Annotated in this window: 28 protein-coding genes; 2 read left to right on the forward strand and 26 right to left on the reverse strand. The window is 47.6% G+C overall.

Annotated features, from left to right (window positions below):
* Nucleotides 1-226: 226 nt before the first annotated feature.
* From AC0MXB_RS08295 to AC0MXB_RS08405, 23 genes are all read right to left on the reverse strand, one after another.
* A complete protein-coding gene (locus tag AC0MXB_RS08295; RefSeq protein ID WP_474039187.1) occupies nt 227-637 on the reverse strand; it encodes a deoxycytidylate deaminase in 411 nt (136 codons plus the stop codon).
* A gap of 83 nt (nt 638-720) precedes the next feature.
* Nucleotides 721-1,347 (reverse strand): uracil phosphoribosyltransferase, encoded by a 627-nt coding sequence (gene upp, locus AC0MXB_RS08300; protein ID WP_474039188.1) that lies wholly within the window; start codon nt 1,345-1,347, stop codon nt 721-723.
* 21 nt (nt 1,348-1,368) lie between these two features.
* Nucleotides 1,369-2,616 (reverse strand): serine hydroxymethyltransferase, encoded by a 1,248-nt coding sequence (gene glyA / locus AC0MXB_RS08305; RefSeq protein ID WP_474039189.1) that lies wholly within the window; start codon nt 2,614-2,616, stop codon nt 1,369-1,371.
* A gap of 26 nt (nt 2,617-2,642) precedes the next feature.
* Complete coding sequence (locus tag AC0MXB_RS08310; RefSeq protein WP_474039190.1) at nt 2,643-3,215, reverse strand: TIGR01440 family protein; 573 nt, start codon at nt 3,213-3,215, stop codon at nt 2,643-2,645.
* 12 nt (nt 3,216-3,227) lie between these two features.
* Entirely contained in the window at nt 3,228-3,665 is a 438-nt protein-coding gene (gene rpiB, locus AC0MXB_RS08315; RefSeq protein ID WP_474039191.1) for a ribose 5-phosphate isomerase B, read from the reverse strand.
* Between the two features lie 40 nt (nt 3,666-3,705).
* On the reverse strand, nt 3,706-4,176 hold the full coding sequence (locus AC0MXB_RS08320) for a low molecular weight protein arginine phosphatase (RefSeq protein ID WP_474039192.1): 471 nt from the start codon (nt 4,174-4,176) through the stop codon (nt 3,706-3,708).
* Nucleotides 4,177-4,191: 15 nt separating this feature from the next.
* A complete protein-coding gene (locus AC0MXB_RS08325) occupies nt 4,192-4,743 on the reverse strand; it encodes a manganese efflux pump MntP (RefSeq protein ID WP_474039193.1) in 552 nt (183 codons plus the stop codon).
* A gap of 58 nt (nt 4,744-4,801) precedes the next feature.
* Complete coding sequence (locus AC0MXB_RS08330; protein ID WP_474039194.1) at nt 4,802-5,851, reverse strand: L-threonylcarbamoyladenylate synthase; 1,050 nt, start codon at nt 5,849-5,851, stop codon at nt 4,802-4,804.
* Between the two features lie 2 nt (nt 5,852-5,853).
* Nucleotides 5,854-6,720 (reverse strand): peptide chain release factor N(5)-glutamine methyltransferase, encoded by an 867-nt coding sequence (gene prmC / locus AC0MXB_RS08335; protein WP_474039195.1) that lies wholly within the window; start codon nt 6,718-6,720, stop codon nt 5,854-5,856.
* Nucleotides 6,721-6,722: 2 nt separating this feature from the next.
* Entirely contained in the window at nt 6,723-7,790 is a 1,068-nt protein-coding gene (prfA, locus tag AC0MXB_RS08340) for a peptide chain release factor 1 (RefSeq protein WP_474039196.1), read from the reverse strand.
* A complete protein-coding gene (locus tag AC0MXB_RS08345; RefSeq protein WP_474039197.1) occupies nt 7,783-8,691 on the reverse strand; it encodes a DUF1385 domain-containing protein in 909 nt (302 codons plus the stop codon). The genes prfA and AC0MXB_RS08345 overlap by 8 nt, the downstream gene beginning before the upstream one ends.
* Before the next feature lie 104 nt (nt 8,692-8,795).
* Nucleotides 8,796-8,993 carry a 50S ribosomal protein L31 gene (gene rpmE, locus AC0MXB_RS08350; protein WP_474039198.1) on the reverse strand — a complete coding sequence of 66 codons (198 nt, stop codon included), beginning with the start codon at nt 8,991-8,993 and terminating at the stop codon, nt 8,796-8,798.
* A gap of 134 nt (nt 8,994-9,127) precedes the next feature.
* Nucleotides 9,128-10,366: a radical SAM family protein gene (locus AC0MXB_RS08355; protein ID WP_474039306.1), complete on the reverse strand. Its 1,239-nt coding sequence runs from the start codon at nt 10,364-10,366 to the stop codon at nt 9,128-9,130.
* Between the two features lie 9 nt (nt 10,367-10,375).
* Nucleotides 10,376-10,942 (reverse strand): aminoacyl-tRNA hydrolase, encoded by a 567-nt coding sequence (gene pth / locus AC0MXB_RS08360; protein ID WP_474039199.1) that lies wholly within the window; start codon nt 10,940-10,942, stop codon nt 10,376-10,378.
* 262 nt (nt 10,943-11,204) lie between these two features.
* Nucleotides 11,205-12,155 carry a ribose-phosphate diphosphokinase gene (locus AC0MXB_RS08365; protein ID WP_474039307.1) on the reverse strand — a complete coding sequence of 317 codons (951 nt, stop codon included), beginning with the start codon at nt 12,153-12,155 and terminating at the stop codon, nt 11,205-11,207.
* A 20-nt stretch (nt 12,156-12,175) separates the two neighbouring features.
* Nucleotides 12,176-13,558, reverse strand: a complete 1,383-nt coding sequence (glmU, locus tag AC0MXB_RS08370) for a bifunctional UDP-N-acetylglucosamine diphosphorylase/glucosamine-1-phosphate N-acetyltransferase GlmU (protein WP_474039200.1) — start codon at nt 13,556-13,558, stop codon at nt 12,176-12,178.
* Nucleotides 13,559-13,679: 121 nt separating this feature from the next.
* The gene (gene ilvA, locus AC0MXB_RS08375; protein ID WP_474039201.1) at nt 13,680-14,888 is read right to left on the reverse strand and encodes a threonine ammonia-lyase; all 1,209 of its coding nucleotides are present in this window, start codon (nt 14,886-14,888) and stop codon (nt 13,680-13,682) included.
* Nucleotides 14,889-14,911: 23 nt separating this feature from the next.
* Nucleotides 14,912-15,721 carry a pur operon repressor gene (gene purR / locus AC0MXB_RS08380; RefSeq protein ID WP_474039202.1) on the reverse strand — a complete coding sequence of 270 codons (810 nt, stop codon included), beginning with the start codon at nt 15,719-15,721 and terminating at the stop codon, nt 14,912-14,914.
* Nucleotides 15,722-15,936: 215 nt separating this feature from the next.
* Nucleotides 15,937-16,701, reverse strand: coding sequence for an NTP transferase domain-containing protein (locus AC0MXB_RS08385; RefSeq protein ID WP_474039203.1), 765 nt, complete (start codon nt 16,699-16,701; stop codon nt 15,937-15,939).
* 26 nt (nt 16,702-16,727) lie between these two features.
* A complete protein-coding gene (locus tag AC0MXB_RS08390; RefSeq protein ID WP_474039204.1) occupies nt 16,728-17,411 on the reverse strand; it encodes a GntR family transcriptional regulator in 684 nt (227 codons plus the stop codon).
* A 1-nt stretch (nt 17,412) separates the two neighbouring features.
* Complete coding sequence (gene ispE, locus AC0MXB_RS08395) at nt 17,413-18,276, reverse strand: 4-(cytidine 5'-diphospho)-2-C-methyl-D-erythritol kinase (protein ID WP_474039205.1); 864 nt, start codon at nt 18,274-18,276, stop codon at nt 17,413-17,415.
* Between the two features lie 91 nt (nt 18,277-18,367).
* Nucleotides 18,368-21,013: a cyanophycin synthetase gene (cphA, locus tag AC0MXB_RS08400; RefSeq protein ID WP_474039206.1), complete on the reverse strand. Its 2,646-nt coding sequence runs from the start codon at nt 21,011-21,013 to the stop codon at nt 18,368-18,370.
* 18 nt (nt 21,014-21,031) lie between these two features.
* A complete protein-coding gene (locus AC0MXB_RS08405) occupies nt 21,032-21,844 on the reverse strand; it encodes a cyanophycinase (RefSeq protein ID WP_474039207.1) in 813 nt (270 codons plus the stop codon).
* A gap of 209 nt (nt 21,845-22,053) precedes the next feature.
* On the opposite strand from AC0MXB_RS08405, the gene AC0MXB_RS08410 reads away from it, so the two are divergent.
* Entirely contained in the window at nt 22,054-22,416 is a 363-nt protein-coding gene (locus AC0MXB_RS08410) for a L,D-transpeptidase (RefSeq protein ID WP_474039208.1), read from the forward strand.
* Here AC0MXB_RS08410 and AC0MXB_RS08415 read toward each other — a convergent pair.
* The 3 genes from AC0MXB_RS08415 to AC0MXB_RS08425 form a co-directional block, all read right to left on the reverse strand.
* Nucleotides 22,369-23,169, reverse strand: a complete 801-nt coding sequence (locus tag AC0MXB_RS08415; protein ID WP_474039209.1) for a HipA family kinase — start codon at nt 23,167-23,169, stop codon at nt 22,369-22,371. The genes AC0MXB_RS08410 and AC0MXB_RS08415 overlap by 48 nt on opposite strands.
* Before the next feature lie 62 nt (nt 23,170-23,231).
* Nucleotides 23,232-24,191: an SPOCS domain-containing protein gene (locus AC0MXB_RS08420; protein WP_474039210.1), complete on the reverse strand. Its 960-nt coding sequence runs from the start codon at nt 24,189-24,191 to the stop codon at nt 23,232-23,234.
* 32 nt (nt 24,192-24,223) lie between these two features.
* Nucleotides 24,224-24,910 (reverse strand): DUF3794 domain-containing protein, encoded by a 687-nt coding sequence (locus AC0MXB_RS08425; protein ID WP_474039211.1) that lies wholly within the window; start codon nt 24,908-24,910, stop codon nt 24,224-24,226.
* Nucleotides 24,911-25,117: 207 nt separating this feature from the next.
* On the opposite strand from AC0MXB_RS08425, the gene AC0MXB_RS08430 reads away from it, so the two are divergent.
* Nucleotides 25,118-26,056, forward strand: coding sequence for a YitT family protein (locus tag AC0MXB_RS08430; protein ID WP_474039212.1), 939 nt, complete (start codon nt 25,118-25,120; stop codon nt 26,054-26,056).
* Nucleotides 26,057-26,128 lie beyond the last annotated feature (72 nt).

Genomic DNA, 26,128 nt, shown 5'->3' on the forward strand with positions numbered 1-26,128 from the left:
CTATATGAGTATACACCCCTTTTGCCTTATCACGAAATCATTGCGATAGGCTCCAAACCACACCATACCATTAATACATGTTCCGCTTATATGGCTGCCATTCCTTGCAAAATCATTCCAACAAGCTCAAACCGCACTATTCGGCGCACCTAAGCACAAGGGATGGCCTGCCATACAAGCGGAAGTCAAGTGCTAACGTTGACGCGGTATGGCTGCCATTCCTTGCTCACCGAGGCAAATAGACGATTTCAATCCACGGCGCCAGCGAAAACCACTCGGTATGAGGCTCGTAGTCTCGAGCAAAAACAACGCGCTGAATTCCTGATGTAATAATCAGCTTCTGGCATTCCGGACAAGGCCTATCCGTGCAGTATAAGGTAGCCTCATGACGTTCATCAGGCGAGCATTCCAGCAAGGCGTTCGGTTCCGCGTGAATGCAGCGGATACAATGGCCATCAAGCATGAGACAACCTTCTTCAAGGCAATGAGGCAGTCCTGCCGGGCTGCCGTTGTAGCCAGTTCCTTTAATCCGTTTGTTTTTCACAATGACAGCGCCGACTTTTCGCCGCTGACAAGTACTGCGTTCAGCTACCTGAAAAGCAATATCTAAAAAATATTCATCCCAGTTTTTCCGCATAAAAACCCTCGCTTTACAAATACGCTTTTGCAAAAAAACGGCAGTGGACAGTTCCCTAGAACCAAGTCCAACTGCCGTTTTTCTTATTTTGTACCGAAAATCCGGTCGCCTGCATCACCAAGGCCAGGAACAATATAGCCATGGTCATTCAATTTAATATCAACAGCTGCTGTATAAATTTCTACATCAGGATGCTGTTCATTGACAAGATTAATGCCTTCCGGCGCTGCAACAAGACACATAAGTTTAATGTTCTTAGCACCGTGACGTTTTAACAGATCGATCGCCGCAGCGGAAGAACCGCCAGTAGCGAGCATTGGGTCAATAATGATGAAATCACGTTCTGTTACATCGGTCGGCAGTTTGCAGTAATATTCAACTGGCTGCAAGCTCTCGGGATCGCGGTATAAGCCGACATGACCGACTTTTGCTGCGGGAATCAGGCGAAGTACGCCGCTAACCATGCCGAGACCGGCACGCAGAATTGGCACAACACCGATTTTTTTACCTGCCAACATTTTGCAATGGCATTTTTCTACAGGTGTTTCAATAACAACGTCTTCTAAAGGAAGATTGCGAGTAATTTCATAAGCCATTAGTGTAGCAATTTCTTCAAGAAGTTCACGAAACTCCTTTGTTCCTGTATTTACATCACGAATCAAAGATAGTTTATGTTGGATTAAGGGATGATTAATTACATGAATCTGCATTCTGTTATCTCCTTCGTCTCTTTACGCTTTTTCAGGATAAAGAGGGAATTTTTTGCAAAGAGCCGCTACTTTTTCTTTCGCAGCCACTTTTATGGTTTCGTCATTTGGTGCGGTCAGCACTGACGCAATTACTTCGCCAATCACTTCCATGGCGGCTTCGTCCATGCCTCGCGATGTTACTGCCGGAGTACCAATCCGAACACCGCTAGTCACAAAGGGGCTGGCCGGATCAAAAGGTATGGTGTTTTTATTCACAGTCAAACCAACTTCATCTAAAAGATGCTCCGCTTCTTTGCCTGTTAAGTTTTGCGGCCGCACATCTAGCAGCAATAAGTGATTATCCGTACCACCCGACACAAGTGTGCAACCGGATTTCGTCAGTTGCGCCGCCAAAGCTGCCGCATTTTTTACTATCTGCTGCTGATAAGCTTTAAAAGCTTCCGTGCTAGCTTCCTGCAAAGCAACAGCTTTCGCTGCAATCACATGCATAAGCGGGCCACCTTGAATTCCAGGGAAAATCGCTTTATTCACTGCTTTCGCGTACTGCTCTTCCCGGCAGAGAATCATACCGCCACGCGGTCCGCGTAGTGTTTTGTGAGTCGTCGTCGTAACAATATCAGCATGCGGTACAGGACTGGGATGAAGGCCTGCTGCCACAAGCCCAGCAATATGAGCCATATCGACCATAAGCAACGCGCCTGCCTCATGAGCAATCGCTGCAAGACGGGCAAAATCAATGACGCGCGGATACGCACTGGCGCCTGCAACCAGGAGCTTCGGCTTATTTTCTAACGCCAATTTGCGCACTGCGTCATAATCAATGCACTGGGTCTGTTCATCAACACCGTAAGCAACAACTTTAAACCATTTACCGGAAAAATTAACGGGGCTGCCATGAGTCAAATGACCGCCATGGGATAAATTCATACCGAGAATGGTATCACCAGGTGAGAGCAGGGCGAAAAAAACAGCCATATTCGCCTGAGCGCCAGAATGAGGCTGCACATTGACGTAAGGAGCGCCGAACAGAGCTTTCGCCCGATCAATAGCCAATTGTTCTACTACATCGACATGTTCACAGCCGCCGTAATAACGATGCTTGGGATAGCCCTCAGCATATTTATTCGTCAAAACAGAACCTTGCGCTTCCATAACCGCTTCACTGACAAAGTTTTCTGATGCAATCAGTTCCAGCTTATTTTGCTGACGTTGTTTTTCTAAAGCAATAAGTTTAGCAATTTCCGGATCTACCTGTTCCAAGAACGACATGATGTGCCCCCTAACAAAGTGTTGTATTATTTGACGAGTACTTCTTCATGATAAACAGCCCGTTGACCACCGATCAGCTTAGGTCGCGTTCTTGCCGCCACCAACAGAGCTTGTCCAATTTTTTTTTGCGTAAGACGCAGTGGTACAGCTACAGCCTTTAAGTGCATGCCAATGAGCGTACAGCCAATATCCAGACCCACATGAGCCTGAATCGTTTCTACCACGACAGGATCACTGAAATCGTTCATGGCCTGAGCCGCTAACGCACCGCCCGCATGAGGCCGCGGCAATACGGAGACTTCTGTCCAGCCGTATCTTTCCTGAGCTTCCCGTTCTACAACGAGAGCCCGGTTTAAATGCTCACAGCATTGTATGGCTAAAAAAACCTGACGACGAACGGCGGCCTGACGAAGCTCTGCTAGCAGAATTTCTGCTACAGCCTCCGAACCGGCTGAGCCGATTTTTTCCCCTTTTACTTCACTGGTACTACAGCCCACAACCAGAACCATCCCAGCTTTTACCTGAGCTTTCATCAGCAGTTCTGTAGCGGCCTCACGGGTCGCCTGACGAATTTCTTCCAACCATTCTTTCTGTGACACCTATGCTCACCTCTATTGTTCGAGTTCACTAATTTTGCCAACACGACGCTCATGACGACCGCCAGCAAAAGGAGTATCCAGCCATGTATCTAAAATCATACAAGCAAGCCCCGGTCCTGTTACCCGCTCACCCAGAGCCAAGATATTGGCGTCATTATGCTCGCGCGACATTTTCGCTGAAAAGACATCGCAACAAAGAGCGGCGCGAATTCCTTTTACCTTATTAGCTGCAATAGAAATACCGATTCCTGTGCCGCAAATAAGGATTCCGCGCTCATAGTCACCGGCGACGACAGCTTCAGCCACTGCTTTGGCATAGTCAGGATAGTCCACCGATTCCTCTGTATAAGCGCCAAAATCGTGAAATTCGATCTGTCTTTCTTCCAGGCGCGCTTTTAGTTCTTCTTTCAGACGTAAGCCGCCGTGATCACTGCCTATTGCAATTTTCACTTTTGTACCCCCTTTGACTATTCTCCTCATGATTCTCCGTTTACTGATTTTTTCCTGCCGAAGTCTGCAACTTTTCCCAGGCAAGATCAACAAGTTCTGATAGCATGCGGGCGCAACGCTCATATTCCGCTAAATCACCGCCAAAAGGATCTGACACATCGGCAAGGTTGCCCGTATATTCCGCCAAAGTAAAAACTTTGCTCTTAGCCTTAGGAAAGAGCTGCAATACTTGATTTTTATGGCCTTGCGTCATAGTCAGTATAAGGTCGGCTGAAACAAGATCATCTTCCGTCAGCAACCGTGAACGATGCATCTTGGCATCAATTCCGCGCGATTTCATCGCTTGCGTGGCTCCCGCCGAAGCGGCCTGACCAGGAAATGCCGCCAGACCGGCTGATTTTACGGTAAAGGCATGCGTCATTTCCGCTTCTTTAATGCGCTCTTGCAGCAAGAGCTGCGCCATAGGACTGCGGCAAGTATTTCCTGTACATAAAATGAGAATTTGCAACAAAGGACTCTCCTCCTTCTATTTTAGCCAAAAAACTCGTAACAATGTCTGCATGCCGAAAGCGGCTAAAAGCAGTCCGCCTAGAACAGGGGCATAGCGACCTACGAAAGCTCCCAGCTTATCGCCTAAAGTAAACCCGCAAAAGCTAATAACAAAAATCGTCAAGCCGAGAATTAAGCTGAAAAAGAGCAGATTGACTTCAAGTATGCCTAAGCCAATTCCCGCAACAAACGCATCAAGACTGACACTGACAGCCAGACTCACTAAAGCGCCGCCGCGCAAGCGGCAAGATCGCATTTCCTGGCCTTGTTTTTGCTCCCATAGCATGTTGCAGCCAAGCAAAATTAAAATCGTTGCTCCAAAGGCGCTCGCCTGAGCCGTAAGCACATCGCCAAGTAAGTGACCAAAAAAATAACCAGCCCAAATCATAAAAATATGAAAACAGGCAAACACCACAGAAGAAAAGAAAATGCGTTCTTTCTCAAGCCCTTGCATCCCAATCGGCACAGCCACAGAAAACAGGTCAGCCCCTAAGGCAATGCTGAGTAGTAAAACCTCCCAAAGCGACATAGGCCTCTCCTCCTTTTAGTAACTATATGAAGGAAAAAAGCCGCGCAAACCTCTAGGATTATACTTTTACAATCTGCTGACCGGCCGCTTTACGCAACCGATTCATCACCGCTCGACCAATTCCCGATTCAGGAATTCCCTGCGCTAAAATGAGATCAACCGATTCATGGTCAAAAGACCGTAATGCGCCAAAAATCTGTCCGGCAACAGCATCGAGGTCTAAGAGGGAACCAAAGGTTTCGACAGATTCTACCATTTGAAATAGAGACCGCCACTCTTCACAAATGAGCAGCCCTAGCCGCCGTCCCTGCTTTGTCTCTTCCGCCACTCGCTCTTGCATGGCCGTTTGCACGGCCTGCTCCGGTCCTTCAAACAGTATCAGCGGCGCAGTTGGCGCATAATGGCGATATTTCATACCAGGCGCCTTCGGCGCTGCCTGGGCGCCTAAAGATAAACCAGGATCGACCTCGACTTGTCCTAGCTCTTGTACAAGCATTTCATAGGTAATACCGCCTGGTCGCAAAATTACCGGAATATCACCAGTACAATCAAGCACCGTAGATTCCAAGCCAATATCACAAGGTCCGCCATCAATAATCATATCAATTCGTCCGTCTAAATCCTCCAACACGGCCTGCGCTGTCGTCGGGCTAGGCTTGCCGGAGCGATTGGCGCTCGGTGCTGCGATCGGTACATTAGCCGCAGCAATCAGCTCCCGAGCAATTACTGAGGACGGATAGCGCACAGCAACGGTATCAAGTCCGCCAGTTACCGCCAGGGGAACGCGCGAACTCTTCGGCGCGATAATCGTCAAAGGACCGGGCCAAAAGGCTTGTAAGGCTTTTTCCGCTGCTACCGGCACTGTCGTAACCAGTTCATCGAGCATGGCTAAAGAGGCAATATGTAAAATCAGCGGATTGTCGGAAGGACGTCCCTTGGCGGCATAAATCGCCGCCACTGCTTCAGGTGAGTAGCCATTCGCGCCTAAACCATACACTGTTTCGGTAGGAAAAGCCACAAGACCGCCCTGGCGTAGCAAGGCCCCTGCTGCTTCAATCACTTTATGGCTCGGATTTTCCGCCGACAATTTATAATAATGAGTTTCCATTGTTATTCCTTCTTTGATTCTTTTTTTACAAAGACCATAACGCGTTCAATCCCGCCATAGTCCTTCACAATCTCCTGTACCTGAAAGGGCGATACTGCAGCGAGTGCCTGCAGTGGTTCAGCTTGATCAATTCCAATTTCTATCGCTAGAAACCCATCATCCGTAAGCAGTGGCGCGCAATCACATAACAAACGTCGGTAAAAGTCAAGGCCGTCGTTGCCGCCTTTTAAGGCAAGACTTGGCTCTTTTAATACTTCCGGCGCTAAAGTCCTCACCTCGTCATCAGGAATGTAGGGAGGGTTGGAAACAATCGCTTGAAAGCGTCCTGATAAAGCCTGCGTAAAATCGCCGCAACATAAGTCTAAGCGATCCTGTACCTGATGATTCTTGGCATTTTGCTCAGCTACAATAAGCGCTGCTTCAGAAATATCAACAGCTACCGCCTTGGCTTTAGGCAACAATGTCAACAGACTTACGACAATTGCGCCGCTGCCTGTACCAAGATCAGCAAACGAAATATCCTCATATTGAGCAAGACGCTTTTGGACTGTTTCTACAAGAATCTCTGTATCAGGGCGCGGAATCAGAACGGACGGGGTAACGACAAAGTTAAGGCCCATAAATTCTTTATAGCCTGTAATATAAGCAACAGGCAAACGCTGCGCTCGTTCTTTCACCGCTTCCCGATAAGCAGTAAGTTCTTCTGGCGTAAGCGGCTGATCAAAGTGCACATATAAATAAATTCTATCTTGCTTTAAAATATGGGAAAGCAGTACTTCGGCGTCAAGGCGCGGAGATTCCACGCCTTTGGCTGCAAAGTACTGCTTCGTCCAAGCTAAAATACGGCCAATCGTCCACATTTCAGCCATAGCTACTGCCCCTGCCGCAGCCGTTCGCTTTGATCCGCCGTGACCAAAGCATGAACAATTTCATCAAGATCGCCGTTAAGAACAAAATCTAATTTATGAAGAGTCAGACCAATCCGATGATCGGTCACACGGCCCTGCGGGAAGTTATAGGTCCGGATCCGCTCGCTACGGTCGCCTGTCCCAACTTGACTTTTTCGCTCCTGCGCCACTTCAGCATGCTGTTGCTGCTGGGCTAATTCTAACAGTTTTGCTCGTAATACGCGCATGGCTTTATCACGATTTTTCAGTTGGGATTTTTCATCCTGACAAGTAACGACGACGCCTGTTGGCAAATGAGTAATTCGCACAGCCGACTCTGTCTTATTGACATGCTGTCCGCCAGCGCCGCTGGCACAATAGGTGTCAATTTTTAAATCATTTTGATTGACGTCAATATCGACTTCTTCGGCTTCTGGCAGTACAGCAACGGTCACTGTTGATGTATGAATCCGCCCGCCAGATTCTGTCGTCGGAATCCGCTGTACACGGTGCACGCCGCTTTCAAATTTTAAGCGACTGTAAACGCTATCGCCCTCAATCAGAAATATAACTTCCTTGAAGCCGCCAAGTTCCGTCGGATTCGACTCAAGTATTTCCGTACGCCAACCTTTTGTTTCGGCATAACGCGTATACATGCGGAAGAGATCACCTGCAAATAGAGCCGCTTCATCGCCGCCGGCGCCGCCACGAATTTCAACGATAACATTTTTACCGTCATTGGGATCTTTCGGCAACAGCAGAATACGCAATTCCTCACTCAGGACGGCAAACCGATCTTTTAGCTCATTCAATTCTGCCTGGGCTAAAGAGCGCATTTCATCATCGAGTTTTTCTCGCAAAAGCTCTTCTGTATCAGCGAGTTCCTGATGCACTTCTTTATATTCGCGATATTTTGCCACAATTGGCATAAGCTGGGCATGAGCGCGCGTATGCTTTTGCCACTGAGCTTGGTCAGCCAGTACAACAGGATCGCTAATTAAATTTTCCAGTTCTAAAAATTTATCTTCTATGGCCTGTACTTGTTCAAGCATGGTCATCCACCTTTATTTCTTCACTTAATACTTGTTCTGACTCACTAGCCGGATTGACTGCTTCCAGCGCAGCAACGGCAACTTCAATCTGATCATCGCTCGGTTCACGGGTCGTTAAATTCTGCAGCCATAAGCCTGGTTGAATGGCAAATGCCACAAAGGAGCTTTCACTGCGTCCGGCAAAACGGATTACCTCATAAGCAAGACCGGCCACAACCGGCATAAGAATAATCCTTGAGACGATTCGCTCGATTAAATCAGGCCACCCGAGAAAAGCAAACAACACGATGCTTACGACCATGACGATCAAGAGAAAGTTCGTACCGCACCGCGGATGCAACCGACTCTGCGGCCGAATATTTTCTACCGTTAAGGGAAGTCCTTGCTCATAGGCGTGAATCGTTTTATGCTCAGCCCCATGATATTGAAAGACACGCTGAATTTCTCCCATGCGCGAGATTCCATAAATATAGGCAAAAAAGATCACAAGCCGCAGCAATCCTTCTAGAAGGTTGAGCAAAATCGGATTATCTAGCGAAGAATGGAGGGCTTTCGCCGCATAGGTGGGCAAAATCACAAACAAACCAATGCCAATTGCCAGCGAAACGATCATCGTCATGGCAATTTCCTTATCAGACAAAGCTTCCTCTTCTTCACCGGCCGCTTGCGCCGAATAGGAAAGCGATTTTAAACCATATACCAGCGACTCCACTAACGCAACAACGCCCCTAAGCATCGGCTTCTTTAAAATAGGATAGCGGTCCATAATTGAAGTCAGGGGCGATTTATCAATCACAATCGTCCCGCCTGGTTCGCGAACAGCTGTAGCGATATGCTTCGGCCCGCGCATCATAACGCCTTCAATCACAGCCTGGCCGCCAATATATACTTTTGGTTTCACTCCAGTTCTCCTTTGATCCATTGTTCTTCTTGTCTATATTATCTGATAAACTAATAGATATAAATACAGCAGAGCATGTATGTGCTCTGCTGAACCTATCGTTCTTAGTTACCGTAACGTTTATTGAATTTTTCAATACGACCGCCAGCCTGAATGTTTCTCTGCTGACCCGTATAGAAAGGATGGCATTTAGAGCAAACATCAACGCGCAGTTCTTTTTTCACAGAACCCGTTGTGAATGTGTTGCCACAGCCGCAAACTACTTTGGCTTCGCCAAAATTAGGATGAATGTTTTCCTTCATAATTTCTGCACCTCACTTTTACTAGCATCACCATGTTCTTTGACATAGTGCATAGAACCCCTACAGTTTACCTATGAATTATAGCACAATCGACTTTTCTGTGCAACACGAAAAGCGAAAGAAAAACCAAAGAATTATTCTTCCTTAGTATAATGGCTGAAGCTGCCAATCACGAGGGATGGCGCCGCCTGCTGCAATCTTTTTATCATGGGCTTTACGCCTATAGCGGCTGAAGTCATTTGCGGCATAATGGCCATGAGTTCATCAGGGTCTACATTCAAATTACGCAACTGAATCATATCAATCGCGAGTTCCTTGATAAAGCTCTCCCAGGCAGCGACTTCCGACTCACAGTCATTGATTCCTGGGAAAAAGAGCATATTGAGCGATACGAAAACACCTTTGCTCTTGGCATAGCGAATCGATTCCTTTACCGCCGCCAAATCATAACCAGCCCGGTAATAAGCCTGATAGACAGCCTCGGTAGGACTGTTAATGCTGACACGCATACTATTGAGTCCAGCGTCCACAATCGCCTTGATTCCTGTCGTAAAGCCCGCGTTCGTATTGATATTGAGAATTCCTTGATCGGTTACGGCACGAATCTGTTGCATCGCAGCAGCAATCGTTTCATAGGCGAGCGATGGCTCCCCTTCGCAGCCTTGGCCAAAACTGATGATCCCATCTTCCGCTGTCGCCAGATGATAAGCGCCAATTTCCGCCACCTCTTCCGGTGTCGGCGTAAAGGCAATGCGCGTCTGCGGCGACGGGCAGCACTCTGATGGTTGCAGCGAAATACAGCCAAAGCAATTGGCGTTACAAACAGGCGACGTGGGAATTCCCGCCTCCCAGCGGTGATAAAAAAGATTTTGCGCCGTACAGCAATGCCAGGAAAGCGAACAACTCCCCAAATGTTCTACTAAGCGGTTTTTCGGAAACTGCTCCGCAAGCCGCCGGACCTTTCCCTTTAGTTTCGGCGTATTATAGGCATAAGGATGCCACTTGGCATTATCATCACTTTTCACAGCAGCTACATAAATTTCATCATCAATAAGCGCCGCCGCCGTATAGCCGTAGAGCGGCAAAACTGGTGCAGCGTCCGCTTTAATAAAAGCAGGCATCAGCGTCCGCGTATAGCCTACAGGCAGCATAGCCGCAACAGCAAGCCCCTGATTCGTAAGTGCCTTTGCTTCCCCCTGCTCCCAAGCAACGGCGCGCCGTCCTGGCAGAAACATTAGTTCAGCCCCTTCGGGCAACAAAATCATATTTTCTCGCGAAAGCGGCACAAGGCAATCGCCGCTGCGCCCGACTGCCGCTTTGCCTGGCTGATCAAAGATTTCGCCATGTTGATCGGCAAATAAAGTGGTAATCATCATTTCACCTCACTCATTCTTGTTATATCCATTCATGGCTGCCGTAATTCCCTCTTGTAGCCATGCTTCTACCGCTTGTTCCGAGCGCGCTAAGGCCGCTTCAATGGCTTCGCTTTCTTCTGGCGTAAAGGGGGTCAGCACATGATCAACGACTTTGCGTCGGCCGCCAGGATGACTGATTCCCACTTTCAACCGAGAAAAATGATTGTCCCCTAATTCAGCAATCATTGACTCAATGCCGCGGTGGCCGCCAGAAGAGCCTTTCGCCCGAAACCGAAGTTTGCCAACAGCAAGATCCATATCATCATAGATCACCAGCATGTCAGCTAAGTCGATTTTGTAGAAGTTCGCTAGTTGGCGTACAGCTACACCGCTTAAATTCATATAGGTTTGCGGCTTCACTAGAATCACTTTTTCCCCTTGAAAGCGCTGCTCCGTAATGAGCGCCTCTTCCCAGCGCCGCCAATCAGGCGTCTCCCAGCGTTTTGCTAAGCGATCCACAGCCATAAACCCGATATTATGACGCGTCGCCTCATATTCTCTGCCGGGATTGCCCAGACCGATTACTAATTTCATTTATCTCACCTAAAATCCTCAAGTAATAAACTATTACCATTCAACCCAATGGGTATAATATAGCAAAAGCGCTAACCTGTTGCAACAGCGCCCGCTTTCTCCTTGGCAATATTTCATCTATTATAACATATTTCGGTATAGCCCACAGCCGACCTAAACCTGATGTACAAAAAAAGGCCGTCCCCTAATAAGGGACGGCCATCTATTCTATGAAAAGCAAGTTTTGCTATGTTTAACTATCTGCTTGCTTCGAGTCGCCAAATTAATCGTCAAATAATTTGCTTACGGAAAGTTCGCCGAAAATACGAATAATGGCTTCGGCCATAAGCGGTGCAACTGACAAAACTTTAATTTTATCTATTTTCTTACTGTCAGGCAAAGGAATTGTGTTCGTAATGATCAATTCCGTAATATTGGAATCTTGAATACGCTGTACAGCCGGATCGCTTAAAACGCCATGAGTACAGCAAGCATATACGCTTTTTGCGCCAAGCCGCTGCAGAGCTTTAGCACCTTCGGTCAAAGAACCAGCCGTATCAACAATATCATCAACAATAATTGCATTTTTCCCTTCGACGCTGCCGATCAAGTTCATTACTTCAGCCACGCCTGGTTCGGGGCGGCGTTTTTCAATAATAGCAATCGGCGCTTCCAAACGGTCAGCTAATTGCCGCGCTCTTGTTACACCGCCAAGATCTGGTGAAACAACAACTAAATCACCCAAGTTTTTAGAGGTAATGTAATCAGCCAAGATTGGACCGCCAGGCAGATGGTCCACAGGAATATCAAAAAATCCCTGAATCTGACCAGCATGCAAATCCATCGTAACAACACGAGTCACACCAGCGGTGGTTAACAGATTCGCCATAAGTTTGGCCGAAATAGGTTCCCGTCCCCGTGTTTTACGGTCTTGCCGCGCATAGCCATAGTAGGGAATGACGGCAGTGATATGGTTGGCTGAAGCCCGTTTCAAAGCATCTACCATGATCAAAAGTTCCATGTAGTGATCATTGACCGGCGTGCAGGTAGGCTGAATAATAAATACATCGGTACCACGAACGCTTTCGCCAATCATAACCTGTGTTTCCCCATTATTAAAATGCCCTACGGAAGCTTCCCCTACGGCGATTCCTAAACAAGCTGCAATTTCTTCAGCCAGCTTTTTGTTGGCATTGCCGCTGAATATGCGCAGCCGTTTACTGTCATCTAACATCACTTGTACACCCTCCAAAATTACTTTCTTTTGTTTTGCATTTTTTCGGTCCATCCCGGCAAAATCGTCTGCCGACTTCTTGCCACTCCTAATGCTCCCTTGGGAACGTCTTTCGTAATCGTCGATCCTGCCGCGATAAAAGTATCGTCCTCAATCGTAACAGGCGCCACCAAATTGCTGTTGCAGCCAATAAAAGCATGGTCGCCAATGGTTGTCCGATGCTTTTCATAGCCGTCATAATTGACTGTAATCGTACCACAGCCAATATTTACATGCTCACCCATATCGGTGTCGCCAATATAGCTTAGATGGGGCAGTTTGGAACCTTTACCTATTGTAGAATTTTTTACTTCCACAAAATTTCCCACTTTAACGCCAAAAGCAAGATGCGTATCAGGCCGTAAGTGAGCATAAGGACCTACAATAGCCTGACTTTCCACCGTGCAGTCATGGGCATAGGAAAAGTGGATCGTCACGTCGTCACGAATGCGGCAGTTCTGCAACCTACTGTTCGGCCCAATTTCACAGCCACTGCCAATCACCGTATCCCCCTCAATCCAGGTAAAGGGATAGATGATCGTATCCGGACCAATCGTCACCGTTTCGTCAATAAAGGTAGAGTTCATATCCATAATCGTAACGCCTTGATCCATAAGTTCATCAAGTTTACGCTTACGCAATACTAATTCGGCTACCGCCAATTGGCGCCGCGAATTAATCCCGCTTGTCGCCTCATAGTCAGCAGCGGCTACAGCCCAAACCTTTTCTCCATCTTTTGCCAAGATAGCGATTACGTCAGTGAGGTAATACTCGCCTTGCGCATTATTGCAATTCGTCGCGGCGAGCGCCTTAGCCAACGCATTTTGTTCGAAACAGTAGATCCCTGTATTGATTTCGCGAACAGCTAGTTCTTCCGGCGAAGCGTCCTTTTGCTCTACAATCTTTACTACTTGACCAGCTTCATCGCGAATCACCCGCCCATAGCCAGTCGCATCAGGCATATGAGCCGTAAGGACTGTCGCTTTGGCCCCGGCTGCCTCATGCTCTGTGAGCAGATTTTGCAGCATCTCTACTGTAAGCAATGGCGTATCGCCGCAAAGCACCATAACGGTTCCTTCTCCAGTGGGAAGCTGCGGCAGCGCCTGCAATACAGCATGCCCCGTTCCAAGCTGCTCTTTTTGCTCAGCAAACATAGCCTGTCCCGCTAGAGCCTGCCTCACTTGATCGCCGCCAAAACCGACTACAACAATCTGCTGGGAAACACCAGCTCCCTTTGCCGCATCGATTACATGCTGTACAAGCGACTTACCGCCGATCTTATGAAGGACTTTCGGCAAGGATGATTTCATCCTTGTTCCTTTGCCCGCAGCTAAAATAACCGCCGTACAGGGGATATTCGTCATCTAAATTCCTCCTGACAGAAAAATTCGCAAAAGTGCACAACGAGTTCTCTTCGACAAAAGTCTAACTATTCCTTCACAGAATAGTTAGACTTTACAAGATTTCTTGTAAAAAAATAGTATCCTAAATCACCGTAACCTGATACCCTTCGTGCTGCAGCAAAGCAACAATTTCGGCTGTATGGCCGCTATCGCGCGTTTCCAAACTGATTTCAAGCACAGCTTGGCCAATCGGAACTTGGCGTTCAATCCGATCATGTAGCACATGCACTACATTTGCTTTGGCTTGCGCAATCAGCGCCAATACGTGCTGCAACGCCCCTGGCCGATCAGGTACAAGTGTGGCAAGTTTCACGCGCCGTCCTGATTGGACCAGACCGCGTTCAATCATTCGGGCAATAAAGTTCACATCAATATTACCGCCAGAAATGAGGCAAACGGAATTCCCCTTAAATCTTCCCTTGCTTTTCAGCGCCGCCGCCAAAGACACTGCGCCAGCGCCTTCGACCATGAGCTTCGACCGTTCCAACATTAACAAAATGGCAGCGGCAATTTCTTCTTCCTCCACAAGCACAATTTCATCAATGGTTTCATCAATAATGGGAAAGGTTAAATCCCCGGGAACTTTAACGGCAATCCCGTCGGCAATCGTCGTCGCATCACATATAGGCGTAAGCACATGACGCGCTTTGGAAAGATACATACTCGCCGCACCGCTGGCTTCCACACCAATCACTTTTACGTGAGGCGCCTTGGCTTTGATATAGGCGCCGATTCCCGCCGCCAGACCGCCGCCGCCAATGGGCACAAAGATCTGATCTACGCTGGGAAGTTGCTGCAAAATTTCTAAACCAATCGTTCCTTGACCGGCAATGACCTGTGGATCATTAAAGGCATGGATAAAGGTCAAACCTTCTGTTTCTTTAAGCTCTGCCGCCTTTTGATACGCCTCGTCATAACACGAGCCATAAAGTACTACCTTTGCGCCATAACCGCGCGATGCCATAACCTTGGCCAGCGGCGCTGCTTCCGGCATAACAATCGTAGCAGGAATATTTTGCAGTCCTGCCGCATAAGCGACTCCCTGCGCATGGTTTCCCGCTGAAGCGGCAATAACGCCATGACTTTTTTCCGCGTCTGATAAAGAAGCAATTTTATGATAGGCACCGCGAATTTTAAAAGAGCCTGTCTTTTGGAGATTTTCGAGTTTCAAATAAATCGGCTGACCTGCCATTTCACTAAAAGTTCGACTGCGGTCAAGCGTCGTAAAGTGAATGGCATCCTTTAAGGTTTCATAAGCAAACTCGATATCCTGCGCCGTTACCGTTTTCATAAAAAATCCTCCCTTTGCCTATTTTACAATACGGGTCGAATCTGCACAGTTTTATTATGCTCATTGACGCTTTCCAAGATAAGCAACGCCGTATAATTTTCAATCATCTTCACTTCTGGTTCCTGTGTCGCCACAAGAACGCCAACGCCCACAGCCTCAGCGCCAACCTCTTTGGCTAAATCAACCATGCCAGCAGCCGTACCGCCAGCTTTCATAAAGTCATCAATAATCAAGACTCTAGCGCCATCGCGAATCGCCCGTTTCGGTAAAGACATGGTCTGAATCCGCCGGGATGAGCCTGTCACATAATTAATGCTTACAGCCGATCCTTCGGTTACGCGGCTGCCGCGGCGTACAATGACCAAGGGAACGCGAAACGCTCTGGCCGTCATAAGCGCTAGAGGAATTCCTTTGGTTTCTACTGTCATAATATAGTCGGGATTGGCATCACGAAACCGCGTCAAAAAGAACTCACCGACAAGTTCCATAAGCCCAGGATCAAAGAGCAGGTCTGACATATATAAAAAACCGCCGGGAATCATCCGTTCTGCTGTACTCAAGCGCTCAGCAATCGCCGTTAACTCCCTAGCGATAACAGCTTCAGAATGATACGGCAGATAACGAACGCCGCCAGCTGCACCAGATACGGTTTCTAACGTTCCCATTTCAAAATGCTGCAGTGCTTGCTTAATTGTCAGCATATCTTCACTCAGGGTTGATTTTGCCGCTGTAAAGAGCCGATTAAAATAATTTAACGGAAAGAGTTGATGGGGATGGTCGACAAGAACTTTCGTCATTGCCACCAAACGGTCCATTCTCCGTACTTTATCCATGAAAAGTCCTCCAGTTTACCTAAAATTCCGAACATTAACTGCTAAATTTCTATTTTTATTCACTTTCTCTCTTTTCGCGGTAAATCCTGCTTATTTTTTTCGGCAAAAAAATAACTATCAAGAGGATTCCCCTGATAGCTTCTCTTTTATGTTTTATAAATTGCTTTTGTCTTGCTAACTCTATATTAAAATCGCCTTCGCTAACAATCAGAAGTTTAATTTGTTAACCGCCGTAAAAAAGCAGTAGCCGTCTCCAAATCCGCCGCCTTATCAATATCCATAGCCACCAAAGGAAACGGACCATTAATCACCACGCCCTGAAAACCCAACAATGCCGATGCCCGTTCTTCAATATGCGACAAGGAAAGCTGCCCCGCTAAAAAACGTAACAGAAAAGAAAAACCTAAAAAGCGGCAAAGCGCTACAGGCTGTTTGCGATGCTGAAATAAATAGTCGGCTTGTTTAATGCATTGCGGCAAAACGGCTGGATTGGCCAAAAAAAGATTGCCGCCCGTAAACAACCCATCCTTAAGCTTCACATAGGTTCTTTTAGTCGTGCGAAAGGTTTGATCCATAATCGCTTTCGTGACAACAGGATAATACAAGTCGGCTGTACCAGGCAAAGTAGCTGCAAAAAAATCACGGACAGTCTGGCCCGTCAAAAGCGGAATATCGGCGGAAGCAATGAATACTTTTTGAGCCGCTTGCACCTCGGCCAACCCTCGCTGCAGACTTTCTAATAACGTAGCACCGCCTGACACAATCGAAACAGCGGCAGGGAAAGCGCAGGAAGCAAGCGTAGCGATGTCGCCCACTACGATAATTCGCTTGACAAGATCGCTCGCTAGCAGTGCCTCTATGACCCAAAGCACCATAGGTCTTCCGGCAATAGGCAGCAACGCGCGCTCTTTCGTTTGGGTAATTTCATATAAGTCATGACCACTTTGTCCGCCAGCCAAAACAATAGCGTCTAGTTTCAAAGCCCTGCGCCTCCTGCGACGTCAGGTTAAACCTGACGCCGATGGTTCATATCTAGGAGTAACGTTTGTTCGGCATTTTCCATATGTTCACGCGCTAATTTCTGAGCTAGTTCCGGATCGCGGGAAGCAATGGCCTCGACAAGGCGGCTATGCTCTTCCAACGTATTTTTAATTCGGCCCGGAAAAGCCATAGAAATAGAGCGAAACCGTGTAAACTGTTCGCGAAGATTATTAATGATCCCAACAAGCCGATCATTGCGACAAGCCCGATACTGAATATCATGAAACTGGCTATCCAGCTCAACAATTGGTTCCATATCGTTTTTCTCGATACATTCGCCGATTTGCACTAAAATTCGCTCAAGCTCTTCTAACTCTTCATCAGTAATTCGCTCTGCTGCCAAACCGGCTGCCAAAACATCCAGGGCTGTACGAATTTCAAATACCTCATTGACATCTTTGATTGATAAATCAGCTACATAAGTACCGCGCCGAGGAATCATAACAACAAAGCCTTCCAGCTCCAGTTTACGAATCGCCTCTCTTACAGGCGTACGGCTTACGCCGAGTTCCTCAGCAAGCTGAATTTCCATAAGCCGTTCTCCCGGCTGCAGTACCCCGCTCGTAATCGCCTCGCGAAGTGTTTCACTGACCACTTCCCGCAAGGGCTTGTAACTATCTAATTTGATCGGCAATAGACGCCTCTCCATCTTACACGTTCCTCCCCACAACATTTTTCACCACAGTAATAAATAAATCTTCTTTGTCTTGCAACTGCTTCGCGGCAGCCAAAGCCTTGTCTCTAGTGGTAAACAGGGCAAACACCGTCGGGCCACTGCCTGACATCAACGTCACAAGCGGCGCCGCTTGAGCAAGCTGCGCTTTAATAGCGGCAACTTCAGGATAATGCGCCAGAGTAACTGATTCCAATACATTGGCACTGCTTTGCACTAAGGCCTGCATATCGCCACTAGCCAAAGCTTTGGTCATGACCGCTACATCAGGGCGACATGAAACTTTTTCAGCCGAATAATTTTGATAGACCCAGCTTGTCGCCACAGCAAGCGACGGTTTCACCAACAGAAACCAGAGGGGTGGCAAATCGGGCAAACGCTGCAGCTGTTCGCCGCGTCCTGTAGCCAGCTGCGTCCCGCCAGTTAGGCAAAAGGGCACATCAGAACCGACTTTTGCACCAATTGCTTCGAGCTCTGCCTGCGACAAGCCAGTTTGAAATAATTCGTTCATCCCGATTAATACGGCGGCCGCATCAGAACTGCCGCCAGCCAATCCCGCAGCCATAGGGATTTTTTTATGCAGTGTAATGTATACGCCAGCCGATAGCGAACAAGTCTCCTGAAAAAGAGCGGCCGCCCGATAGGCTAAGTTGGACGGTCCGCCTGGCAAATCGCTACGATCTGTACACACCGTAATTCCCGATGGCGCCGTTTCCAGCGTCACCTCGTCATACAAATCAACAGACTGCATAATCATATTGACGGCATGATAGCCGTCGGAACGTTTATGGAGCACATCAAGAGCTAAGTTAATTTTGGCATAGGCCTTTACTTCTACCACGGCATCTCCTTATTCCTTCACTTGGCGCAAAGCCGATTTCGGCTTTTACGCATCCTTGTCCTTCTATTTTACAAAGTCCTATTCGACAAAGTCAAGTAAATGCCTGCTCAACAGGCTCGCTTTCGCCGGAAAAAGAGTGAGGATCCGCTGCGGCTTCTGCTTCATAAGCTGTTACGATTTCATCAACCAAGCGATACTTCTCATAAAAGATAACAATTAAATCTCCTGCCTTAGCCTGCGTTAAAGCCGCTCGAACTGCTTCTGTTTCTGAATAAATCACTTCAATCTGCTTGGCCGTAAGCCCGCCTTCCATCATTCCCCGCCGCAAAAGTGCAGCTACTTCACCGGGACGGCGACCGCGCAAATCCTCATCTTCCTTAATAATTACCTTGTCAAAACCGCAGCCAGCTTTACGTCCGATATTTAAAATGCAGCTATCCTGCCGATCGCCTGGCGCCGCAATGACGCCGACAAGTCGTTTCGCGCCAAGCTGCTTCACTGTCTGAATCAAAGCACTGTAGCCTGCTGGATTATGACCATAGTCAATACAAACTCGCACAGCTCCTACTTGCCGAATCGTCAAACGCCCTGGATTTTTTTCAAAGGAAACGAGTCCTTCCTCGATTTTTGGCAGTGGCACCCCTAAAGCAAAGGCGGCAGCAGCGGCAATTAGCGCATTCTGTACATTGTGCAAAGCGGCTCCACCTAACGTAATCGGAATTGTATGAATCGGTGCAACTGGGCGCGCTTCATTGCCTTTTGCCTGATAAATCATATCATTTTTAACAAAAAAGGCTTCACCGCCGACACCCAAATGGCGCCGTACAATCACATTTTCAGCGGAAAGACTGAAATAAAGGCATTTCGCTTTTACCCGCTTAGCCATAGCAACTACTTGCGGATCATCGGCATTAATCAAAGCGGTACCGTCAGATTTCACTCGCTCCAGCACCAGCGATTTAATATAAGCCATATCATCAAGACTTTCGATGCCGTATTGCCCCAAGTGGTCTTCCGTTATATTTGTCACAACACCGACATCGCAAAAATCAAAGGCAAGGCCCGACCGTAAAATTCCGCCACGGGCTGTCTCAAGAACCGCAATCTGCGTAAGCGGATCCCGTAGTACAACCGAAGCGCTAGCCGGACCGCTGCGATCGCCTTCTTGAATGCAGGTATTGCCAATAAAGATTCCATCTGTACTCGTCATTCCCACAGTAAAACCTTGGCGACTTAATATATGGCTTACGAGACGTGTAACTGTAGTTTTGCCATTCGTACCCGTGATCGCCGCAATGGGAATCCGCCCTTGGCTACCGTCGGCAAAAAGCATATCCACTATGGCCCCAGCCACATCGCGCGGTTTCCCTGCCGACGGATATAAGTGCATACGAAGTCCCGGGGCCGCATTAATTTCAATAATCGCTCCCTGACCTTCCAGTGGCTGACAGATTGTTTTGGCTACCACGTCGACACCCGCTACATCAAGTCCAATTAAGCGGACGGCCCGTTCTACGGTAGCGCGAAAGACCGGATGTAGCGCATCCGTCACATCCACTGCCGTACCACCTGAGCTAATATTGGCATTCTCTCTGATAAATACAAGGCGTCCCACTGCCGGAATACTGTCAGGACTTAGCTGTTGCTTAGCCAAAGTGCTTAAAGCAACGGCATCAAGTCGAAGTTTGGTCAGCGGTTTTTCATGCTCTTCGCCCCGCAGCTCATTTTCGTTTTCCTTGGCGACAAGTTCACGTACCGAGTGCAGTCCATCGCCAAGAACCCGCGCAGCCAAACGTTCCGCTGCCGCCACGACCTTCCCGCCCACCACACAGAAGCGATACTGATAGCCTGGCACATATTCCTCAATCAGCACCGTATCACTATAGACTGCGGCGGCCTCATAGGCGCGTCTTAGCTGCGCTTCACTTTGTATGTCTAAGCTCACGCCGCGCCCTTGATTTCCATTGACAGGTTTTACCGCTACAGAGCTGGTAAACAGCGCCGCTTTCGTCGTCGCTTCTTCCCAGGAAGATACGGCAAAGCCGCGCGGCACAGGAATAAGATTCTGGGCTAACAGGCGATTTGTCAGTTCTTTATGACAAGCCACATCGACTGCAACAGCACTGCTTTGATCCGTTAAAGCCGCCCAGATTTTTTGTTGCTTACAACCATAACCTAACAAATACAAACTGTCGCCGTCTAGCTGTGTAACCGGAATATGGCGTTTCTCCGCGGCGTCAATAATTGCTTGTGTACTTGGCCCTAAAGCATATTTTGCTGCTGTTTGCTTAAGCTCTTGTACAAAGCTTTCACCAAAAACTCTCTTTTCTGCCAACACGAACCGCAGCAGCGCCTCCGCTAATTGAGCCGCTTGCAGCCCCACCATTTTTTCCTCATAACTATAAACTACATCGTAGTGTCCTGCGCCTTCGGTCCGACGCGTTTTGCCAAAAGCAACGGAAAATCCAGCTAAATTCTGCAGTTCAATCGCGACATGTTCAAATACGTGAGCTAGATAGGTTCCCTCCCGCAATCGTTCCACAAAACCGCCGGGATAGCCTCGCGAGCAGCTATGCTTCGCCAGGGAAGGCAGACATTGCAATAGGCGCTCTGTAAAACCGCCTATTTCCCGAGTCGATACAGATTCGTACTTCCCAATATCTACAGTCGCCTTGATTACTGGTGAATAGCTGTAAATATTGGGGCCGTCAATCGACCGCAATGCTAGGATATGCATGAATATATGCCACCTCTTTTAGGAATTAACAAGATAAGGAACACGATTTTTCAGATCAAAGCCAAAGCCAGAAGGCAAAATATGAACACGCAAGTTGGTAATTGCTAAGGGATCAAGAGGATTTGATTCGGAAATATTAGTGTGAAGAATCTGCTTGCCATCAACAATCGTTACTGTCTTTGAGCCAATCACCCGACATTTCGCATTATCAGCTACCACCAGCGCCGTATCCTCATCAATACCGACTCCCAAAACAAAGGGATTTTGCGCCACAGCTGACAACAGACGATTCATCCGGCCGCGCTGGGCAAAATGCTGATCAATAACGACTTCTGCCAAAAGTCCCATGCCGTGTGCCATCGTCATAGCCTCTTTCTGCGCCGACTCATTGGCTTCGCCCTCTACAATCATCGTATCGCTCATAACCGAAGCGCCCGCACTTGTTCCAGCAATCACGACACCGCGTCGATAGGCCCGGCGAATGGCGCTTTCGACTTCTGACCCGCCAAGAATACTGGTAAGCCGTAGCTGATCCCCGCCAGTAAAAAAAATGCCAGTAGCCTCTAAAATCATTTCCGCCAAAGGACTGCCATTGGCTGTCTCACGATTATTAATGTATAAAATGGACGATTCCTTAGCCCCTAACGACAAAAACAAAGTACGATACTCTTCGCCCAACTCCCGCGGATATTCACTGGCGGTAGTAACAATCACAATACGTGACTCCCGGCCTTGGGCCATACGCAAAAATTCTTTTAAGATCACACAGGAGTCTTCTTTGTCTTCATTGCCGCCAATAATCATCAGGTTACCTGCTACTTTTTCCCCCATGACGGACCTCCATTTGCCTAGTATAGCCATATTTTTGCCAAAGAGCGGCTCTATTTATGCAAAAAGAACAAAACACAAAAAAACCATCGTTGTCATATAAGTAAAAAAACAAACTGTTTGCATAAGAAGGAGGAAGTCGCATGCTAATTCGCATCTCATTTACTCCCCCACAATCCCGATGGAAGGAGAACCCAACTACGGAAATCCCCTTGGACACCCGAGCCTATAGTCAAGCGAAAGCAAATCATATTCTCATCGAAAAATCGCGCCGCCAGCTTTCCCTGTTGCAGGGAAATCGGGTCTTCCGCCAATATCCGATCGCCATTGGCAAACCAGGTACGCCAACGCCAGTGGGAAACTTCGCCATTGCTGTAAAAGTTGTAAATCCCGGCGGAGTCCTCGGCACGCGTTGGTTGGGCCTAAACTATGACACGTACGGCATTCATGGCACCAATCGTCCCTGGCTGATCGGCCAACAAGTATCGAATGGCTGCATTCGCATGCATAATTCCCATGTAGAGGAACTATTTGGCCTGACCTTCGTCGGTACGCCTGTGGCGATCCGGGATTAGTCGGCATAAAGCAGCCACAATATCCTTTGCTAAGGCGCGTCGCTTAATGAGAAATAAAGCGAGCGCCTGTCGTTCAAGCGAACTGATCGCCCATGCAGCGGGAATTTTTTGGATCATTTCGCAAAAATCACGATCTGTCAGTGAACAAAACCGTTCTTCATACGGTAAAAAATCAGCGGGATACAAGATTTCCCGCAATAAAAAACCATACAAGCCAAACGAATTGAGCACAATTTTTTCGGCTTGCCGCAATAGTGACTCCACTTGCCAGCGCCCGCGATAGAACAAATGAGAATGATCAATTGCATAGATTCTTGCACCCGTCTTTTCCCGGCAAAACAGCAAATTGCGCCGATTGCGCGTTCGGTCAAAATTGTGAAACAAATGATCGAAAAATAAAATTCCAGCCATTTCGCGGCGATTCACGGCGCCAGAAACACTTCTCGCCGTTACGTAATAGGCTTTAGGTAAAAACTGAGACGCAAAGTGTTCTGATAGCGCTACTGGCTGCCGTAGTTGCCGACTTAAACCCGCTGCTATAGCAGGGTCAAAAGCAATCAAATCACCAGGAGGAAAACAGAGCTGAAGTTTTTGGCCAAGTTCTTTCGCTAAAAACTCATTAACAAGTACTTTGCAGCCCAAAGGATTGGATTGCAATTTAACCACATAAGAATTGCCATCATCAGCCAAAACCAACAAGGGACGCGTCACGCCCCGATTCATTGGCCGCAAAAGCTTGATCCCCTGTAACATCACCATCACCTGCTTTTCTTATGCATTGATAAGTAAAAACAGCACCTACCGGTGCTGTTTTATTATCCCTTTGGCGCCGTGGGCATTGCATTCAGCAGCCAACTGGCAATCCAGCCTGTTGTCGTGCCATCAGGCAGAACGACACGATTCCAGCCGAAAGCACTGTCTTTTAATGTAACCACATCGCCAGTATTTACCTTTGTAACAACAGGGAAAGTGGTCCCTGGTCCTGTACGCACATTCACATTCGTACCTTTTACTGTAGCTGTACCTGACACAGTTCCTTGCGTCGTACCAGCCACAGGCTCCATCCCTGAAATCATCATATTTTCCGGTATATAGCCACCTGTCTGCGAGGCAGACACAGTATTACCGAACTGCCCTGATGCGGAAGCTGAATCATTGACAGCGCCTGACGCTGTAGCCGTTTCCAGGGGGCCAATTTCATTGATAGGCGATAGGGCATATACATCAAGAGAAGTTGTTGTCGTAACTCGAGTCCAGAATTTAAGTACAATGGTAATATGCACTTTTCTAGGATCACACCAACAGTCAAAATCATAGTCGACAAATTCCATAACTACATCGGCTGTAGCATTCATCCCTGGCGCTGCGCCTGGCAAATCAATATCTCTCGTAAATCGAATGTGTTTCTTCTCATGAGCAAATACGGGCTCATCAGGTAAGTTGGCTACATACATGACCTTGACTTCTAAATTGCCGCGAATAATGACCTTATCAAAAATCACATCGATATCAGTAATGCAGATATCTTTCACGTAAACATCAATGACTTGTTTGATATCTGGTTTATCGCTTGGTAACACAATATCAAACTCGACGACCCGCTGATTCGTCCCTACTCCGAGTACCTGCTCGACGTCAATGGTTTCCGGTCCTGGCTGCGGGCAGCCGCAAAGAACATCGGCGGAATTGACTGTTCCCGTACCGCTCACCGACGTAACGGTTGTCGTTGTTGCGCCCGTCGAGCCTGACGCCTGACGGCTAAGCTCTTCTTTCATTGCTTTCCCCCCTTTGCCTGCATTTTGCCGGCTCAGCCTTTGGGATTTGTCGGAACAACGCCATAATTGAGCTGCACTTCCCTGTCGGCCATTACTTTTGCCACGATTTTAAGTACAACCGATACGTCAAATTCGCGCAAATGGCAATGATGGTGATGATGGTGTCCGTCACAATCGTCGTCGCAGTCATGGTGATGATGATTGTGGTGGTGATCGTCGCAGTCATGATCGCAGTTGTCCGTATCGTCATCATCAGGATCATCGCAATCGTCATCATATTTTTTAAAGTTATAAGCTCGCTTATAATCATCATCATCTACATCATAATCGACAAACTCAATGATTACACTAGCATCGGCATCCATACCGCGGCGCGCTCCCGGTAAATCAACATCTCGCGTCCATTTATAATGCTTAATTTCAATGGCATGCACCGGCAGATTCGGTAGATCGGCCACATAAATCGTCTTAATTTCAAATTCGCCGCGAACAATTACTTTATCATGAATTACATCAACACTATTGATTTCTACATCTTTCACCAGAACATCGATAATCTGTTCAATGGCCGGTTTTGCCGCCGGAACGGTCACATGAATATCCAGCACCAGTTGCTTTTCATTTTCCCCAATTACCTGCCTGACAACAATCGTTTGCGGACCGGTCTGTACGCCAAGTGTACAAGGGTCGCCATAAGCACGAAGGTCTTTTTCGTCCACGCAGATCCCTCCTTTGAATACTCTTACCTTACCTATATGAGCAATCGCCTCATGATGTGAATCCTTGCCGCAAGGCTTAGCAGGGATTTCGGCAGTTTCTTCAGGCTTTGTTCATTTATATGCAGGAAAATCGCCCTCGGTGCCTTAATAATTCTAATAGCCGCCAAAATTTTCGTTTTGATACTACTTTTAAGGAGAGGATCATTCATGTCACGCCATTCCACAGGATTCTTGCTTCGTATCGGCCGCATTCTCTTGCGCAAAATGGCCAAAAAACTTTCCCCCTCTATGTATGAATACATATCTCTCAATCTGCCGCATATGATTAGACAATATATCTGGGTCGCTGTCGGCAGCATGATCGGCGGTATCAGCATTAACACTTTCTTCGTACCTCATCACCTGTTGAGCGGCGGAATCAGCGGTATTGCCATGATCATCTATTTTCTCTTGCAAACACCGATTGGCCTGATGACCACGCTGCTAAACATACCAATTTTTTACTTAGCCTACCGTATGCTCGACAAAGAGTATGTCATCGGCGCCCTCTACGGTCTGCTGATTTTTTCCGCAGCACTTGATACTACAAAATTTTTAGCTGATTATAATTTTATTGATGATATTTTATTAGCCTCCGTATACGGCGGCATCTTAAGCGGCATTAGCGCCGGCCTCATCTTTCGCGTCAATGGCAGCAGCGGCGGCCTCGATATTATCGCCGCCATCATGAAACGCTACTACGGCTACAGCATGGGGTCCGTCAGTTTCGCCATTAACTGTGTAATCATGGTCATTGCGGGGATTCTCTTTGGCCCTAAATCAGCTATGTATACCTTATTTGCGATGTATACAACCTCGGTATTAACTGACAAGGTTGTTGAAGGCTTTAACCGCCGTAAAACCATTATGATTATCTCTGATAAACACGAAGAAATCGCTACAGCCGTCCTAAGCCTGCTTGGCCGCGGTGTAACGATCTTAAAAGGGGAAGGCGCTTTTACGCGCCAAGAAAAAAAGGTTCTGTATATTGTCGTATCTTTTACTCAAATTGCTAAAATTAAGCTACTCGTTGAAGATATTGATCCATCATCCTTTATGATCGTCCAAGATGCTGCCGAAGTTTCGGGGAAAGGCTTTACTCACTAGCAAGCGGCACCATCGCGACGCCTGCCTCATATTATGTAAAAGACTCCCCACTGAGTAACAAGGAGGCCTTTG

Source organism: Pelorhabdus sp. sgz311001 (assembly GCF_055901755.1).